The 16,658-nt window shown below is 61.6% G+C and carries 13 protein-coding genes; 7 read left to right on the plus strand and 6 right to left on the minus strand.

Translation table 11 applies throughout. The annotated features are described in order from the left end of the window. Window positions 1-170: 170 nt before the first annotated feature. The 4 genes from BV071_RS05895 to BV071_RS05910 form a co-directional block, all read right to left on the minus strand. The gene (locus BV071_RS05895; RefSeq protein WP_035603370.1) at window positions 171-863 is read right to left on the minus strand and encodes an HAD family hydrolase; all 693 of its coding nucleotides are present in this window, start codon (window positions 861-863) and stop codon (window positions 171-173) included. Between the two features lie 6 nt (window positions 864-869). After that, the gene (gene infC / locus BV071_RS05900) at window positions 870-1,550 is read right to left on the minus strand and encodes a translation initiation factor IF-3 (protein ID WP_075090846.1); all 681 of its coding nucleotides are present in this window, start codon (window positions 1,548-1,550) and stop codon (window positions 870-872) included. A 627-nt stretch (window positions 1,551-2,177) separates the two neighbouring features. After that, on the minus strand, window positions 2,178-4,052 hold the full coding sequence (thrS, locus tag BV071_RS05905; RefSeq protein WP_075090847.1) for a threonine--tRNA ligase: 1,875 nt from the start codon (window positions 4,050-4,052) through the stop codon (window positions 2,178-2,180). Window positions 4,053-4,193: 141 nt separating this feature from the next. Continuing rightward, window positions 4,194-5,606 carry a sulfatase-like hydrolase/transferase gene (locus BV071_RS05910; protein ID WP_035603852.1) on the minus strand — a complete coding sequence of 471 codons (1,413 nt, stop codon included), beginning with the start codon at window positions 5,604-5,606 and terminating at the stop codon, window positions 4,194-4,196. Between the two features lie 161 nt (window positions 5,607-5,767). Between BV071_RS05910 and BV071_RS05915 the strand changes: the two genes are divergently transcribed. From BV071_RS05915 to BV071_RS05930, 4 genes are all read left to right on the plus strand, one after another. Further along, window positions 5,768-6,934 carry a serine hydrolase domain-containing protein gene (locus tag BV071_RS05915; RefSeq protein ID WP_052572951.1) on the plus strand — a complete coding sequence of 389 codons (1,167 nt, stop codon included), beginning with the start codon at window positions 5,768-5,770 and terminating at the stop codon, window positions 6,932-6,934. An 80-nt stretch (window positions 6,935-7,014) separates the two neighbouring features. Next, window positions 7,015-7,794, plus strand: coding sequence for a sulfite exporter TauE/SafE family protein (locus BV071_RS05920; protein WP_035603373.1), 780 nt, complete (start codon window positions 7,015-7,017; stop codon window positions 7,792-7,794). A gap of 90 nt (window positions 7,795-7,884) precedes the next feature. Further along, window positions 7,885-9,192: a UDP-glucose/GDP-mannose dehydrogenase family protein gene (locus BV071_RS05925; protein WP_035603376.1), complete on the plus strand. Its 1,308-nt coding sequence runs from the start codon at window positions 7,885-7,887 to the stop codon at window positions 9,190-9,192. Between the two features lie 254 nt (window positions 9,193-9,446). Continuing rightward, window positions 9,447-11,174: a hypothetical protein gene (locus BV071_RS05930; protein ID WP_035603379.1), complete on the plus strand. Its 1,728-nt coding sequence runs from the start codon at window positions 9,447-9,449 to the stop codon at window positions 11,172-11,174. Between the two features lie 25 nt (window positions 11,175-11,199). On the opposite strand, the gene BV071_RS05935 is transcribed toward BV071_RS05930, so the two are convergent. Continuing rightward, window positions 11,200-11,556, minus strand: coding sequence for a DUF6370 family protein (locus BV071_RS05935; protein ID WP_052572952.1), 357 nt, complete (start codon window positions 11,554-11,556; stop codon window positions 11,200-11,202). Window positions 11,557-11,797: 241 nt separating this feature from the next. On the opposite strand from BV071_RS05935, the gene BV071_RS05940 reads away from it, so the two are divergent. Continuing rightward, entirely contained in the window at window positions 11,798-12,628 is an 831-nt protein-coding gene (locus BV071_RS05940) for a hypothetical protein (protein WP_035603383.1), read from the plus strand. Window positions 12,629-12,849: 221 nt separating this feature from the next. On the opposite strand, the gene BV071_RS34705 is transcribed toward BV071_RS05940, so the two are convergent. Continuing rightward, entirely contained in the window at window positions 12,850-13,644 is a 795-nt protein-coding gene (locus tag BV071_RS34705; RefSeq protein WP_052572953.1) for a hypothetical protein, read from the minus strand. Window positions 13,645-13,780: 136 nt separating this feature from the next. Here BV071_RS34705 and BV071_RS05950 point away from each other — a divergent pair, with 136 nt between their 5' ends. Both BV071_RS05950 and BV071_RS05955 read left to right on the plus strand, forming a co-directional pair. Then, a complete protein-coding gene (locus BV071_RS05950; protein ID WP_035603386.1) occupies window positions 13,781-14,974 on the plus strand; it encodes a DUF2971 domain-containing protein in 1,194 nt (397 codons plus the stop codon). A 91-nt stretch (window positions 14,975-15,065) separates the two neighbouring features. Then, window positions 15,066-16,361: a transcription antitermination factor NusB gene (locus BV071_RS05955; RefSeq protein ID WP_035603389.1), complete on the plus strand. Its 1,296-nt coding sequence runs from the start codon at window positions 15,066-15,068 to the stop codon at window positions 16,359-16,361. Window positions 16,362-16,658: the final 297 nt, after the last annotated feature.

The raw sequence follows: 16,658 nt of genomic DNA on the forward strand, positions 1-16,658 counted from the left end.
TGTCCGGGGGCTCTGTTTGCGAGCGTCGTCCGGGTGTGAGGTGGGGGTGGGATTCCCCCTAGAGCTTGTCCGTCGCTTTGGTGGGGATACTCGCCCCCAAAGCGCCGATTCTCGCGCGCACTCCGATAGCGGCTGCGCAGCAAGGGGGATATCGCCCTTGGGGGCGCTCGCTATTCTGCTACGAACTCGAGGAGGATTTGTGGATCTTCCAAGGTCTGGACTACGCGATCCGCGCCGGCAGCACGCAGTTGTTCGGCGCTGAACTTGCCTGTGGCCACAGCCAGACAGCGCGCGCCCATGGCATGGGCGCAGGCGATATCCTTTGGCGTATCTCCGATCACAAGGGTTTCCTGCGCGGTAAAAGTCATCCCAGCATGTGCGGCGGCGCGATCCAAGGCCACGGGGCCCAATAGATTGCGGTCGGCATGATCACAGCCATAGGCCCCGAAGGGGAAATGATGATCCAAGCCGTAGTGGCGCATCTTGGCCCCTGCCCCGCCGGCGATATTGCCGGTCAGGAGTCCGATCGTGATGTCGGAGCGGCGCGATAGTTCGTCGAGAAGCCCGGCTGCTCCCGGTAAAACCCGGCCGTGCCAAGTACCTGCCGCGAGGTTCCGCTCCAAGTGAGCCAAGTAGATGGCGAAAAAGCGCTCTGCCTCTCCCTCGGCATGCGCCAGATCGAAGTGCGCGAGAATCCCCGCCAGCACCCCGAGATCGGTGCTCCCCGCCAGATCCAGCGGGGGACCTTCGCCGCCATAGCATTCCGCAGTGGCCTGTTGCAGGGCACGCATCCCGGCACCACCGGTATCCACCAGGGTGCCGTCGATGTCGAATAGCCAGAGCCGTGCCTGTGCCGCAGCCACGCGGTATTACTCCTTCTCGGCAGGCGTCTGCTCCTGCTCGGTCTCCGCGGAGGAGGAAACGGCTTCCGTGGCGTCATCGCCCTCGGAGTTGCCCCCTTCCTCGTCGAAGCCTTCGCCGTCCTCGTCTTCGTCGAAGTCGTCTTCCTCGATCAACTCACCGTGGAAGAGGTGGAACTTCCGCTTGCGCTGGTGTTCCGGAAGCGGTGAAAGGGTCATGCCGACGGCGCGACCATTGAGGCGCGGCTCCTGGTCCACGTGGGCGATCTGCTTGAGATCCTCGATGATGCGCTTCATCATCACGAATCCGAGCTCCTTGTGAGCGTTTTCACGACCGCGGAACTGCAGGACCATACGCACCTTGTGACCGGTCGCGAGGAAACCCTCGGCGCGGCCCATCTTGATGTTGTAGTCGTGCTGGCCGGTGCCGACGCGGAATTTCGTTTCCTTCATCCGCGTCGAGTTCTTCGACTTTACCTTCTTCAGCTTGGACTGCTCGTACTTATACTTGCCGTAATCGACGATGCGGCAAACGGGCGGGTCCGCGTTGGGCGCGATCTCGACGAGGTCGAGCCCGATCAGCTTGGCCTTTTCAAGCGCCTCGCGGGCACTCATGACGCCGAGCTGGTCGCCGTTGAACAAGACGACGCGCACCTTGGGCGCGCGGATCCGGTCGTTCACGCGCGTCATATCGCGCTGCTGACGACCCCTGAAGTTTCCTTTTGATGGCTTAGCGATGGCTTTGTCCTCCGTAGGTTCGATGCGACACAGGCAGGCACGGGGGAGCCGAGCCTTCGCCTGCGAAGGGGTTCGTGGAACGGCGGCCCGGATCAGAGATCATACGAGGCTGCAATCGCGGAAACGGCCATCGGGGCCGTTTCGCGGATTTTTCGAATATCGTTCCAGCAAAATCATCAGGTGGCACTGTGGCCGGGTGTCGCATAGGGCGCGGCGGCGGGGGATTTTCCCTGCTTCGCGGGCGACTGAGGGGAGTATATAAGACCGAAGGGCTATCCGGGCAAGCGGGATTTTTCGGGATAAGTAGTCCGCACAGGCCTCTGTGCGGACGAATGGTCCCTTCCAGAGGACCCAGCCCCACGCCCTTGGGAAAAGCCGGGGAAGGATTGATCGGAGCGCACCCGGGGGCAGATGGTGGTGTCGGCCGTGATAACTGCTTCGCCGCACAGAGGGCTGTGCGGACCACCTGCTGGCGCTGAGGTCGGAATTGAGGAAGGGTGAGGCGCCGCGCACCCGGGGGCACTTAGTGTTGCCAGACGGTAGAACTGCTTCGTCCGCACACGGCGTGTGCGGACTACTTCACAGCCGCCGCTCCTTGATCTCGGCGACGATGTCGGTGACGAAGTCGGCGAGTGGCTTGGAGCCGAGGTCGTCCTTGTCGCGGTGGCGGACGGATACGGTCCCCTCCTCCACTTCCTTCGCGCCGAGGACCAGCATGTAGGGAATGCGCTCGAGGCGGGCGTTGCGGATCTTCGCGCCGACCTTGTCGGAGGACTCGTCGACCGTCACGCGCACGCCGGCTTCGGCAAGCTTGGTCGCGGCTTCCTGGGCGGCATCGAGGAATTTTTCAGAGATCGGCAGGATGCGGACCTGCTCCGGGGAGAGCCAAGTCGGGAACTTACCTTCGAAGTGCTCGATCAGCAGACCCGTGAAGCGCTCCAGCGAACCGAAGGGCGCGCGGTGGATCATCACCGGACGGTGCGGCGAATTGTCCGCACCGATGTAGCTCAGGTCGAAGCGCTCCGGCAGGACGTAGTCCACCTGGACCGTGCCGAGCTGCCAATCGCGACCGATGACGTCCTTCACCACGAAGTCGATCTTCGGGCCGTAGAAGGCAGCTTCGCCGGGTTCTTCCGAGAAGGGCACGCCCAGCGTGGCGGCGGCTTGGCGGCAGGCGTCCTCGGCGAGGTCCCACTTGGCGGGATCGCCGGTGAACTTGCTACTGTCCGGATCGCGCAGGCCGACACGGACGCGGTAATCATTCATGCCGAGCGTCGTGAGCACGGTCTTCACCAGGCTGAGGCAGCCGATGAGTTCCTTCGCCACTTGGTCCGGTGTGCAGAAGAGGTGGGCATCGTCCTGGGTGAAGCCGCGGACGCGGGTCATGCCGCCCAGCTCGCCGGATTGCTCCCAGCGATAGACGGTGCCGAATTCCGCGAGGCGCACCGGCAGATCACGGTAGGAGCGGTGCTGGCTGCCGAAGATCTTGATGTGGTGCGGGCAGTTCATCGGCTTGAGCATGTAGCCCTCGATGGTGCCGTCGGAGAGACCGTTGATCAGGGTCGCGCAGCTCGCGTCTTCATCGGCCAGCTTCTCCAGTGCTTCGCGCTCCGCGAGCGGCGGATACTGACTCTCCTGGTAGTAGGGAAAGTGTCCGGAGGTGCGGTAGAGACCGAGCTTGCCGATGTGCGGCGTGAAGACCTGCGAGTAGCCCTGCTTGTCGAGTTCTTGGGAAATGAAGTCCTGCAGCGCGCGGCGGATGAGACCACCCTTGGGCGTCCAGAGGATCAGGCCTTGCCCGACGGCTTCATCGATGTGGAAGAGGTGCAGCTCACGGCCGAGGCGGCGGTGGTCGCGCTTCTTCGCTTCCTCAAGGCGCACGAGGTGCTCCTCAAGCAGTTCCTTACTTTCGAAAGCCGTGCCGTAGAGGCGCTGGAGCTGCCCCTTCGACTCATCGCCCAAGTAGAAGGACGAGGAGACCGACATCAGCTTCACGTTCTTGCACTTCGAGGTGTAACCGACGTGCGGCCCGGCACAGAGGTCAATGAAATCGCCGTTCTGGAAGCAGGAAATCGTCTCGCCTTCCGGGATCTTGTCGATCAGGTCGAGCTTGAAGCGGCTCGGGTTGCCGGGGCGCTCGGAGAGACCGCCGAGGCGGCCGCTCTCGGCCATGGCCTTCGCTTCCTCACGGGAGATCGCGCGATAGTCGAACTTCTGGTTCTCCTTCGCGACCTTCTTCATCTCCGCCTCGATCTTCTCGAAGTCGTCCGGGGTGATCCGGTGCTTCATTTCGAAGTCGTAGTAGAAGCCGCTCTCGATCGGCGGGCCGTAGGCGAACTGGGCATCCGGCCAAATACGGAGGATCGCGGTGGCCATCACGTGGGCGCAAGAGTGGCGAAGCCGATCAATATCGGACATTTGCTGGCGCTCATCGAGTGTCTTCCGGTCGGACATGGGGCGGGGAGAGTGCAACGGAAGCCGGGATTTTCAACACCGGATTCCGCCTGTTTTGAGCGGGGCCGGGGCAGAGGCGGTGCGGACGCGCCACACCGCCCGGGGAAATCCCCCCGCAGGCTGGGGAAATTACGGATCAGCTCACTCGTCCGCTTCCTTGCCCTCTGCCTTTGCTCCGAGCTCCGGGCCGCGGTCTTGCGGCATCGATTGGTGCCAGGTTACTGCCATCTTCGCGAGGCGCTCCGCGGTCTCCTTTTGCCCGGCGGCCAGGTTCTTGGCTTCGCCGGGATCGGCGGCGAGGTCGTAAAGCTGCGTGTCGGAGCCATCGTAGCTGCAGAGAAGCTTCAGCGAGCCCTCGCGCACGGCGAGGTCGGGCTGGACTGCGCCCTCAATGTTCTTGCGGTCCGGCGGGCGGCGCCAGAAGATGGGTGCTTTGCGCGAGGCATCCGCCTTGCCGAGCATGGTCGCGGAGAGGTCCTCGCCGTCATAGGCGGTGGTCTTGCCGCCATCCACCTTCGCGATTGTTAGAAGCGAAGGCGCGAGGTCAAAGGCCGCGAAGACCGAGCTCTCGTTCACGGTTCCCACCTTCGCCTTCTCCACCAGCGATGGGCTCCACACGATGAGCGGCGAGCGGGTCCCGCCCTCATAGAGGCTGCCCTTCTTGCCGCGGAATGGCCCGGCCGAACCTGCACCCGGCTCCGGGCCGTTGTCGGAGAAGACGAGCACGATGGTGTTGTCCTTCAGCTCGGGAGTATCGCGGATGTGGTCGAAGAGCTTGCCGAGCTGGCGGTCCATTTCCTTGAGCACGGCGAGATACATCCCGCGCTTGCCCTGCTCCCACTTGTCCACCGGCGGCCAGAAGGGCGAATGGACGTCATCGGGCCAGACATCGACGTAGAAGGGCTTCTTGTCCTTCACCGCCTGGTCCATGAAGGGCAGCGCGGCATCGATGTAGCCGGTCGTAATCTGCGAGCGCTGCATCCAAGTGACGGGTCCGCCAAGGCGCTCCGCATCCTGCCAGATCTTCTTGGGCTCCTTGTCATTCGGACGCATGGTCAGGGGCAGGAGCTTCGGGCCCATGCCCTCGAAATTGGTGAGGCTCTTGTCGTAACCATATTCGGTGATCAGCGGCGCATCCGCCACATCGCGCTGGCCGCCGAGATGCCACTTGCCGAAGTGCCCGGTGGCATAACCCGCGCCCTTCAGGGATCGGGCCAAGGTCGGCGCTTTCAGGTCCAGCCACTGCGCCATCCCGCGGCGCTTGTTAGACTGCCGGTTCTCCAAGAATGAAGTGATGTTCCAGCGCTGCGGATATTGCCCGGTCGCGATGGCGCAGCGTGAGGGCGAGCAGATCGATTGGTTCACGTAGAACTGCTTGAAGCGGATCCCCTCCGAGGCCAAGCGGTCGATGTTCGGCGTTTTCGCCTCCTGGTTGCCGAAGCAGGAGAAGTCTCCCCAGCCCATGTCATCGATCAGGAGCACCACGATATTGGGCTTTTCGGCGGCCGCCAGGGGGCCGGCCAGAGCGAGGAAGAGGACAAGGGAACGCAGCATCATTACCCCCAATAGTTTCGCAAATCGGCCGCGCGTTCTACCCCCATCGCGGTCATGGCGCGATATTCCGTAGTGCCGCCGGTGCGAAAGGCACCATAGAGCGAGCCTTGTCCCCGAAATCGGGCTGAAAAAAGCCGACTCGCCCTCGGGTAGATCGAGCCGTGAACCTCTTCCGCCCCACCGCCTTTTCCCTCCTGCTGCTGCTCACTGCCACCGCCAGCCCGGCGGAGGACTCCCAGCCCCCGCCCAGCCCGGAGGTCGCCTCCGCGCTCCAGCCGTATCTGGATAGCCACAAGCTCGCGGGCATCATCGGGATCGTTGCCGACCGCGAGGGCACGGTGCGCTACAAGAACGTCGCAGGTTATGCCGATGTGGAAGCGAAGAAGCCGATCAGTGAAGACAATGTCTTCTGGGTCGCCTCGATGTCGAAGATGTTCGTCGGGGCCTCGATCATGACGCTGGTGGATGAGGGCAAGCTGACGCTCAACGATCCGGTGACGAAGTTCATCCCCGAGTTTGAAAAGTGGATGGTGGTCGTGGAGAAGGACTCGAAACACACCTACCTGAAAGCCCCGGCGAGCCCGGTCACGATCCGTGAGGTCCTGAGCCATACCAGCGGACTGGCCTCCTTGGCAGAGATCCAGAATGTGGCAGGCGCGGATACCACCTCGATCAAAGCGCGCGCTCTGCCCTCCGTCACCGGCCCGCTGCAGTCGGAGCCCGGGACGAAGTATGCCTATGGCAACCAGGGAATGAACATCGCGGCCCGGGTGGTGGAGATCCTCAGCGGCATGCCCTATGAGGATTTCTTGCAGCGGCGGATCTTCGATCCGCTGGAAATGAAGGAGACGAGCTTCTGGCCGAGCGAGGCGCAGATTGCGCGGCTTGCTGGTTCCTATGGGCCTAACAAGGATGGTTCCGCCTGCATGCGCGGCGATGTGTTTTTCCTCACCAAGCCTTACAGCGACAGGACGCACCGCTATCCCGAGCCGGGCGGCGGACTCTTCTCCACCACGCATGACATCCTGCGCTGGGGCATGATGCTGGCGAACAACGGCGAGCTAGGCGGCAAGCGCTATCTCTCCCCCGCCGCCATGGATGAACTGCGGAAGGAGCAGACCGGCAGCACCCATGTGAACTACAGCTTGGGGTATCATCTGCGGAATGGGATGTTCGGGCACGATGGAGCCTATGGAACGGATCTCTCGGTGAATCCGAAGACGGGGATGATCGCGATCTTCATGGTGCAGTGCACCAGCGGGGATCAATGGAAGGCGCGGGATGCTTTTCTGGAGAAGGCGACGGAGGTGTTTGAGAAGGGAAAGTAGTCGGGTTGGCAGAGGGCTGCAGCTTCGGGCTCCGACCTTCCACTCTTGCCCGCTCCCGCCTTTTCCCTCTTCCTCCCCGCGTGCCCAGTCAACACGAATGGATCGTCCTCGCCGCCGGCTTCCTGGCGGCGGTGATGAATGCCGTGGCGGGCGGCGGGACGATGCTGACCTTCCCCGCGCTGATGGCTGCAGGTCTCAGCCCGGTGATGGCGAATACGACTTCCACGGTGGCGCTCTTCATCGGCATGCCGGGCAGCGTGTGGGCCTTTCGCAAGCACCTGGCGGAAATGAAGCCGTGGATCCTGCCACTGGGCATCGCCAGCGTGCTCGGTGGTCTTGGCGGCGGGGTGCTGCTGCTGGCGCTCGATCCGAAGGTCTTCAAGGCGGTGGTCCCCTGGCTGCTGCTGATGGCCACCGCCCTCTTTCTGCTGAATGCGCCGATCCAGCGCCGGCTGAAGCGCATGCGCGGGGAGCATGCCGGGGAAAGCGAGCCGGAGCGGCCCCAGCCTTGGGGCGTGGCCTTTCAAACGGGCGTCGCGGTCTATGGCGGCTACTTCGGCGCGGGGATCGGGATCATGATGCTGGCGGGGCTCAGCCTGCTGGGCCTGAAGGACCTGAATCGCATCAACGCCCTGAAGTCGCTGCTGGCGCTGCTGTGCAATATCGCGTCCGTGATCTGGTTCATCAGCAAGGACAGCGTGGACTGGCACCTAGCCGGCTGGCTGGTCCTCGGCTCCCTGCCCGGCTACTTCCTGGGTGCCCACTTCGCCCAGCGGATTCCAGCCACGGCGGTGCGTGTCATTGTCGCCGTAATCGGCTTCGGGATCGCAATTAATCTCTTTTGGAAGCAATTCCAGTGAAATACAACCCAACCTACGCGTTCGCGGAGCTTGCAAGCTGGTCCGCTGGCTGCTAGATGACCGCGCGTTCACCCACCCCCCCAGAAGAACATGAAAATCAGCATCATCGGGACCGGCTATGTCGGCCTCACCTCCGGGACTTGCTTTGCGGAAGTCGGCCACGAAGTCACCTGCGTCGACAACAACCCCGAGAAGGTCGCCACCCTCCTTGCAGGCAAAGTGCCAATCTATGAGCCGGGCTTGGAAGAGCTGGTGAAGTCGAATGTGGCCGCCGGCCGCCTGAAGTTCACCACCTCCACCGAGGAAGGCGTGAAGAACAGCGATGTCATCTTCATCGCCGTGCCGACCCCGCCGCAGCCGGATGGTTCCGTGGACCTCTCCTTCATCGAGAAGGTCGCCCGTGAGATCGCCCAGTGCCTGACCCCGGAGCTCGGCTACCGCGTGATCGTGGACAAGTCCACGGTGCCGGTGAAGACCGGTGACAAGGTCGAGCAGACCGTGCGCCGCTACGCTCCCGCCGGTGTTGAGTTCGGCGTGGTGTCGAATCCCGAGTTCCTGCGCGAAGGTTGCGCCGTGGATGACCTGCTGCACCCGGACCGCGTGGTGATCGGCTCGAATGACGACCGCGCGCTGGCCTACATGCAGAAGATTTATGAGCCCTTCGTGGCTCCGGTGCTGGTGACCGACATCAACTCCGCGGAGCTGATCAAGCACGCCGCCAACTCCTTCCTGGCGCTCAAGATTTCCTACATCAATGCCGTGGCCAATATCTGCGAGGCCTCCGGCGCCGACGTGGAGAAGGTCGCCGAAGGCATCGGCATGGACAAGCGGATCGGCCGCGCCTTCCTGAACGCCGGTCTCGGCTACGGCGGCTCCTGCTTCCCGAAGGACATCAAGGCCTTCATCCACATCTCCGAGACCCTCGGCCAGCCCTTCGGCCTGCTCAAGGAAGTGGAAAACATCAACGCCCACCAGCTCGACCGTTTCCTTAACAAGATCCGCGAGAAGCTCTGGGTCTTCCGCGAGAAGAAGATCGCCCTCTGGGGTCTGGCCTTCAAGCAGAACACCGACGACGTCCGCGAGTCCGTGGCGATCAAGCTCTGCCAGAAGATCCTCAAGGAAGGTGCCGTCGTGGCCGCTACCGACCCGGAAGCCCTCGGCACTGCCCAGAAGTTCGGCGAGCTCGAAGGTGCCATCACCTATCATACCGACATGTATGAGACCTTGGATGGTGCCGACGCCTTGGTCATCGGCACCGAGTGGCCGGCCTTCGCGAAGGCGGATCTGCTTGAGATCAAGAAGCGCCTGCGGACCCCGCTGGTGTTCGACGGCCGCAATCTGATCGATCCGAAGGATGCGAAGGCAGCGGGCCTGGAGTATTACTCGATCGGCCGATAAGCCGGAGGCAGAAGTTTTGAATGAAGAGGCGCGGGCTTTGGCTCGCGCCTCTTTTTTGTCCGAACTTCTTTGAATCCTCCGTGAATTTCACATGAGCCAAGGCTCGGACCTTGAGCGCGGGCAGCGGCGTGATACCGAAGTCCATATCTCCCCCGCTCCGCGCTCCACGGATGAAGCAACTTCTGACAATCCCCTGCCCCCTTGCGATCGCGCTCCCGTTGCTGTGGGCACTGCCAACTCCCTGTCCTGCCGCGATGGGCCTTCAGGATTTCGGCACCGAGCCCAGCGGCTGCCACTGGGGCTGGGTCCGCGATGGTCTGCTCTTCACCAATGCCAGCGGCGCGATCTGCGTGTCGGATGGCACTGGCATGAACGAAGTCAGCAACGGCACGCCGACCACCAATCATCTGGAAGGCCTCACGGTGGTGCATGAAGAAGGCCGCACCTTCACGCCGCTGGCCGTGGATCTGGCGGAGTACAGCATCTCGGTAGGCGCGCCGGAGCCGATCGTTTTCATGGGCGAGAAGCCGGACGGTGAAACCGTGGAATTCACCGTGACGCTCGATGGCGTGCGCGACGGCCCCGGCGGCGCGGTGGACTTCCAGCACTTCCAGTTTCCCGCCGAGTTCACGGACATCGTGAAGCTGCAAGTGCCTACCCGCCTGTGGTCGATGGATAACTTCAGCTTCGAGACCCTGCCCTCGATCCCGCTGCCCGTGGACCAGAAGCTGGCGCCCGCCTACGGCACGGCGACTTACTTCGGCTCGCGCAGCGACAGCGGGGAATTGCTGGTGGCAGGGCCCGACTACCATTTCCTGGCCTCCAGTGGTGGCGGACGCCGGGCCCGCTATCTGGCAGGCGGAGTGCCGGTGGCTGATTTCAATGCCTACAACGGCACCTATCACCCGGCGGACAAGATCCTCGTCCACAATACCAACGACGACATCAATCCGGAGCGCATCCGCAGCTACAATGGCATGGGCTTCACCGATCTGGTCACGCTCGCCCAGCTGAAGCTCTTCTGGCCTCAGGCGCTGGCGTTGCGCTCTTGCTGCTGGTCGGGCGACCGTTTGGTTTTAACCGCATCCGGCAGCGGGAACAGCTATGCGGTCTTCGAGATGAAGAACGGGGTCCTGAGCGAACTGCTCAACCAAGGCACGCAAGTAGTCGCCCCGAGCGGCAGTGCTCCCTATTGGAACTCCCCCGCTCTCCTCACGGCCGAGGGCTCCAGCTATGCCTTCCGCGCGACCCTTAGCGGGCGGTCCGGGGCGCAGGTGCTGGCCAGCTTCAATGGCGGTCCGGTGACGCGGGTGATGGGGGTCAACGATGCTTTTTCCGCCGGCCCCGCCACCGCGATCGAGCGGGTCGAGTTCGATCCGCAAGGCCGCCTTGAAGTTCTGGTCAAACAGGCTATCGGCCACACCCTGCTGCGCTATGATGCGAATGGCCTGATCGACGCCGAGCTGCCCGGACCGGTGCAGCCGGTGAATACCGCGCTCTCCGTGAGTGGCACCCCCTACCGGACGAGGGATGGCCATGTTTTCCTGATGGCGGGCGGCGTGCTCTACCGCAAGCACGAGGGCCGCTACTACCGCATGCTTGGCTTCGGTGACATGTTTCAAGGTGAGCTGCTGAGCTCAGTGGAATACCTCGGCGCGCGCTACAGCGCGCCGCTGCGGATCTTCGTGGAAGTCCGCTTCCAGGATGCCTACAGCTCACCGAGAATGTATCAGCTGCAACTGGACGATGCGCCGGTGGAGCTAGCGCCGCGGATTGGCGAGACGCTGGTGCGGACGGATACCGGAGAACTCTACATGCCACTCAGTCATCTGACCCGCGGGCGGGAGTATTGGCTGCAGAGGTCGGATGACCTGGATGAGTGGACAGATCTGAAGGAGGTGGAAGTGATGCCGCTACAATTCCTTCGGATCCAGCCGGAGAACCTCGGGAGGCAGTCGTATTTCAGGGTGGTGGAAAGGTGAGGCCCTGGTCACAGGGCCGCCTTGCTCACTTCTTGGTCACCACCTCGATTGAGGTGACTTCGAGCATCTTCTTGCCATCCTTCTCGGTGACCTTGCCGGTAGCCTTCGCGTCCTTGGCGGTCTTGCAGACCTTCTTGTGGAAGTCTTTGTCGGGTTCGCCGGTGACGTAATAGGTCTCCGTTTTGTCGCCGTCCTTCACTTGCAGGACGGTGGCACACTTGTCCGCGGTTCCCAGGTCGCACTTCGCGCAAGTGGCGCTGCCTTCCAGGGTGACGGCCTTGTCTTTGTCCTTTTCTTTCTCTTTGCCTTCATCCGCTGCGAATGCGCTGGAGGCAAGCACCGCAAGGGCGGCCGAGATGAGAGTGCTGGTGAGTGTTTTCATGATCAGAAATCAGGTTGATGGATTCCACTGGCTGCCACTTCCCCTTCCTCGCCACGGACAGGAAATGCCACCTAGTAACTTGGCAATTTCCCGGACCCTCGCAACCTGCAAATTTGCAGCGAGGCGCTCAGGATTGGAATGGGATACCTGAAGGATCCGGAGAGGAGCAGGTCCCGGACCCAACGATCTCGCCCTCTGGATAGAGCTTGATCCGACCCGGCCGCGACACTGGAATGCCACCATGAGTCGCAATGCTTTCTCCCTCCTCCTCGCCGGTCTGTTTCTGGGCTCCGTGCACGCCGAAGAATCCGTGATGCTGGCGAACCCGGATGAAAAGCTGGCCTTGAAAATCCAAGCGACCACCGGAACCAAGGGCGGCATCGTGACCAGGTCGGGAGCAAAGGACACCCTCCGCCAGAGCGTCGACATCACGCGGACGCGGGTCGTGGAGCGGACGATGAAACCCGACAGCACGGGCGGCGAAGTGACCTGCCGCTTCTTGCAGGACCGCATCACGACCGCCGTCGACGGCAAGTCCGAGACCAGCGCGGGGCCACTCGACCACAAGGTGGCGGCCGGGCTTCGCGACGCTGCTGGCAAGTGGATTTTCACCTTGGCCGACAGGCCCGCGACCGGCGATGTGGTCCAGCAGCTCGACGAACTCGCGGGATTTGAGAACCGCAAGTGGTTGCCCGGGCGGAGGGTCGCGGTGGGCGAAACCTGGAACTTCACTCCGTGGTTTATCAGCAGCTCGCTGCAGCGCGACATCCCGAACCCGCAGGTGGTCGGGATCATGAAGCTGCGCGAACTCGGCAAGGCCGCCGATGGCAGCCGCCAAGCGACGATCGATTGCGTGATCAACGGCGGCGGCGAAACCGAAGCTCCCGACGGCAGCATCGCGAAAGCCGAGGGCGGCCTCAAGGGCCTGCTCATCGTGAACCTCGACCAGCCGGCGCGGATGCGCATGGACTTGGTCGGCAGACTGAAAACCGAATCGGAACAGAAAGCAGGCAGCACCAGCGCGTCACTGCCGCTGAACCTGAGCGTGACGATCGAACCGCTGGGGAAGTGAGGGGCTGACGGCGGCCGCCTGCGGATTTGAAGCGGGGCTGTATCAGGAAGGATGCGGAAGGTTCTTGCGAATTCACAACGAGGAAAAAGCAGTACCCCTCGGCACTTTTCAAAATTCAAAGACGGACCCCAGCGATAGGCGCGGGCATGGGCTCGCGCCTCTTTATTTTTTATATCCTGGCGGCAGACTCCACAAGAGCGTCGGCAGGCCAATTGACTATGCTAGGCTTCAAGCAGGCTTAGGAGCTCTGCTGGGGTAATGAATTTAATGCCAAACTGGCCGGTCAATGCAGCGCGATTGGAGGCAGAAAATACGGACTTCGAACCCGCGCTTTTTGCTTCATCGCGCGTGCAGAAGTAGTCCAGCCCATAACCTATGTGGGTCGCAATTGAATCGCCATCCGACCATTCGCCGATGGCAGCAGCAGCGTCGTTTTTCGAAGCATGTTTCAGTGCTTCATACCACACATCCTCCGTTGTCCGATACTTGTCTCCGATCGCTTTCGCCGCAACAAAACCCCCGCCCAAGGATTCGACAAACCTCCCGGCTTTAAAGAAGAGTTCCTGTTGGGCTCCCATTTCCTCGTTCGTTCTCGGGCCGAAATCCGAATCGAACAAGAGTGGTGATCTTGGAAGTCCGATCCTAGGAGCAGAAAGTACTCGGAATCCCATTTCCCGAGCCTTTTCCAGTTTCTCCGCCAGAATGGGGTTACTTTCGGGTCGGCCCTGCATGTTAGGGCTGATGCAGAAAGTTCCACAAACTTCGCCAGGGTTCTCCGTCGAACGGGTTTGAAGGGAGGTGGCTGGGCGATAGTTACCGAAGTAACTTTGTCGATCCTTCCGTTCAATCCCCTCCAAATTGAAGATGGTTTCAGAAACGTGCGGCATGACCCGCTTCCGCACAATTTCATCTGCGATTCTGACGCAGACCTCTTTCAAGGCGATTTCTTTGCAGCTATCGGGACGAACGATGTGACTGAAGACGTTTGTGTCGAACGTGACGCTAACGGAACTCATTGTAATGGCAGATTCCGCTTGGATGCATGAAAAAGCGAGGATTTTTAGATTTCCATCCGGCCTTATATAAAGCGATTCTGGAGAGCTTCTGGCGAAAATCCTTGCGGAACGTATTTGGGTAAGCGGCCATTGTGCCGTGGCATCCGACACCAAAACTCTCTTCAAGTTCAGCGGCGCCGACGGAGCAATTGCGATCCTTCGCTATAACTCTCTGTTCATCACAAGCCCCCTAGATCTGAACGATCCATTTGAGATGCGGCCAGCTTGGACGGATGCCCACCAAAAGCGGCACAGGGCAAACATCGCCAAACGAGACGAAATGATGTCAGGCATGCCCATTGTAGCTGCGATGGAGAGCGGCGAGTTGGTTCCTATCGGCCATATGCCTAAGCTCGAAGAGCCGAACATTGGCCCGGTTGACACCCACCGCGGCTTGGCGGACCAACACAACCAAAGGGTTTTCGAGGTGCTGCACGAGAAATATCGAGTCTCCAGCTTCTCTCTGGACATCGCCGACCTTGACGCTCCCTCCCCAGAGTCAAAGGAGGAGATCACCTTGATGTGGGCTCACTACTCGGATTCGTTTCAGGGAATTTGCCTAGCTTTCGACCCGACGAAGTTTCACAACGGAATCAAGCTAGGCGGATTCCCCGTCGACTACAAGGGCGAGCGCGAGGCATTACCGCCACACCTCTACGATACCTACCTTGAAGCAGCGTCTCCTCTTCTGGATCACGACGGGCTGCCATTTCAACAGCAGCCCGAATCCCACCTGTGGATTCCTTCGCACGTCTATCCTGAAATCCAGAACGACCACATTCTTAGAATTCTGACCCACAAATCGCCTGCTTGGAAGCACGAGAACGAGGTTCGAATGATCTACGACTTGTCGAAGGAAATAGGCTCAGGAAATTGTTCCAAGTTTCGCAGTGCATGTTCCGCTTGCCTGCGAGCAGGCAAGCGCTTGGAAGAATGTGAGAGTGCAAGGTATCGGGACACTGTCAGCATCCCGCCGGAAGCGATCGTCGCAGTTCTTTTTGGGACGGACACCAGCGAGTCAAACACTATAGAAACCCTCAGAATCCTTGCTGCCGAGCGCTACTCCCACGTTCGAGTGTTTTGGTCCGCTCTTCATTCGGATAGGTACAAGATCCAATATTGCAGTGATCATACATTGAACGACGGAACCGGTTACTCGCAATTCATTCAGCGTCTTCGGGAGACTAACGTCGCGAGGGCAAAACGACACATGGAGTTTAAGGAGAACGAAACCATCTTGAAGACGGCGCCTAAGGGAATCAACTTCGAGAATCCTCCCCAGAAAGCTTGAAACCTCCGCCCCGCCAGCCTTCCCTCCCCTTCCCCGGGGCTCCAGTCTTCCGTCTGTCGTCTTCCGGTCTTCCGTCTCTGACTTCCTTTCCATGAAATCACCCCGCCGTGCTGCCGTTTCGATCCTCCGCGCCTGGAGCAAGGGGCACGCGTATGCCGAGAACCTGATTGAGCGCCACGCTTCTCGGAATGATTTGTCCTCCGCGGACCGGGCACTGCTGAATGCGATCACGCTGGGGGTGCTGCGGAACCTGCGCTTGCTGGACCACTGGATCGCCCAGCTCCGAAAGGGCAAGCTGGATGACGAGACGCGGGACATCCTGCGGGTGGGGCTGTGCCAATTGCTGATCCTGGAGCTGCCGGACCATGCCGCGGTCTTCGAGACGGTGGAGCTGGGCAAGAGCGGTGCCCGTGGGCTGATCAATGCGGTGATGCGCCGCGCGGCTTCGTCGAAGAAGAAGCTGTTCGATTTCGACGGGGTGCCGCCGGAGGTGATTTATTCGCACCCGGATTGGCTCTACAAGCGGTGGAAGAAGGCCTTCGGCAAGGAGGAGGCGATCGCGCTGATGGGTTTCAACAACGAGCCGGCGCCGGTCTATGCCCGTTGGAACCCGCTGGCGGGAATCGAGGGGCCGCCCTCCACGCTTACCGCGAGCTCCGATGCCGAGCCTCGGCCGGATAGCATCGACGAGGACGGTTTTGAAGTGGAATCCAGTCCAGCACTGGAGCTGCCGCCGGGCTTCATCAAGATCGAGGGTCCGATCCCGGGCGAACTGCTGGCCAAGGGCGCGATCTATATTCAGGACACGGCCACACGGCACTCCGTGGAGCTACTGGCCCCCCAGGTCGGCGAGCAAGTGCTGGATGCCTGTGCTGCTCCGGGCGGCAAGGCTTTCCTGATCGCGACTGCACTCGGCGGTGCGGCGACGCTGACTTGCACGGATTCCAACGAGAAGCGCTTGCCCCGGCTACAGCAGAACCTGGAGCGCTTGCACTGTGGTGAGGCGAAGATCGAGGTGCATGACTGGGCGACTCCCGCGCCGGAGAAGTGGCTAGGTGCCTTTGATGCGATCCTGCTGGATGTGCCTTGCTCGAATACCGGGGTGTTCCGGCGTCGGGTGGATGTACGCTGGCGCTTGCGGCCGGAGGATCTGCGGGATCTGCGGGTGCTGCAGCGGAAGATCATTGAGAACGCCCTGCCTTGCCTGAAGCCGGGTGGGCGGCTGGTTTATTCAACCTGCTCGGTGGAGAAGGAGGAGAATCAGGAGCTGATCGCAGCGCTGCTGGAAGAGCACCCGGAGTTGAAGCTGGAGGAGGAGCGTCAGGCTCTGCCGCAGCGGGATGGGAGCGATGGTGCTTATGCTGCGCTGTTGAGGCTATCGGCGTAGTGGACGATATTGCCCTTGGCGGCGCAGACGCTTTGGGGGCGTCGGACAAGTTCCCGGCGATTCCTGCAGTGACCCCGCGTCCTAACGAAGCCTCGACTGGCGATTTCCTCCCACTGGGGGTGGACGTCCCGAGAACCTTGATGGCGTTCTACCACGAGGCCGCGCCCTCAAAGCGGCGATTCTCGCGCGCACTCCCAAAGCGGCTGCGCCGCAAAAGGGGAGACGAGGGAGAAAGATGGCGCGCAAGGAGGCGGGGCCCATCTTGGGGTACCTGGTGTTGCCGGCCGCCAGAACTGC

The organism is Haloferula sp. BvORR071, assembly GCF_000739615.1.
Lineage (GTDB): Bacteria > Verrucomicrobiota > Verrucomicrobiia > Verrucomicrobiales > Akkermansiaceae > Haloferula.

Excerpts from the sequence above, each read along its gene's own strand:
- infC (WP_075090846.1), bottom strand. The coding sequence starts at position 1,550 with ATGACGCGCGTGAACGACCGGATCCGCGCGCCCAAGGTGCGCGTCGTC.
- thrS (WP_075090847.1), bottom strand. The coding sequence starts at position 4,052 with ATGTCCGACCGGAAGACACTCGATGAGCGCCAGCAAATGTCCGATATT.
- BV071_RS05910 (WP_035603852.1), bottom strand. The coding sequence starts at position 5,606 with ATGCTGCGTTCCCTTGTCCTCTTCCTCGCTCTGGCCGGCCCCCTGGCG.
- BV071_RS05925 (WP_035603376.1), top strand. The coding sequence starts at position 7,885 with ATGAAAATCAGCATCATCGGGACCGGCTATGTCGGCCTCACCTCCGGG.
- BV071_RS05930 (WP_035603379.1), top strand. The coding sequence starts at position 9,447 with ATGGGCCTTCAGGATTTCGGCACCGAGCCCAGCGGCTGCCACTGGGGC.
- BV071_RS05935 (WP_052572952.1), bottom strand. The coding sequence starts at position 11,556 with ATGAAAACACTCACCAGCACTCTCATCTCGGCCGCCCTTGCGGTGCTT.
- BV071_RS05940 (WP_035603383.1), top strand. The coding sequence starts at position 11,798 with ATGAGTCGCAATGCTTTCTCCCTCCTCCTCGCCGGTCTGTTTCTGGGC.
- BV071_RS34705 (WP_052572953.1), bottom strand. The coding sequence starts at position 13,644 with ATGAGTTCCGTTAGCGTCACGTTCGACACAAACGTCTTCAGTCACATC.
- BV071_RS05955 (WP_035603389.1), top strand. The coding sequence starts at position 15,066 with ATGAAATCACCCCGCCGTGCTGCCGTTTCGATCCTCCGCGCCTGGAGC.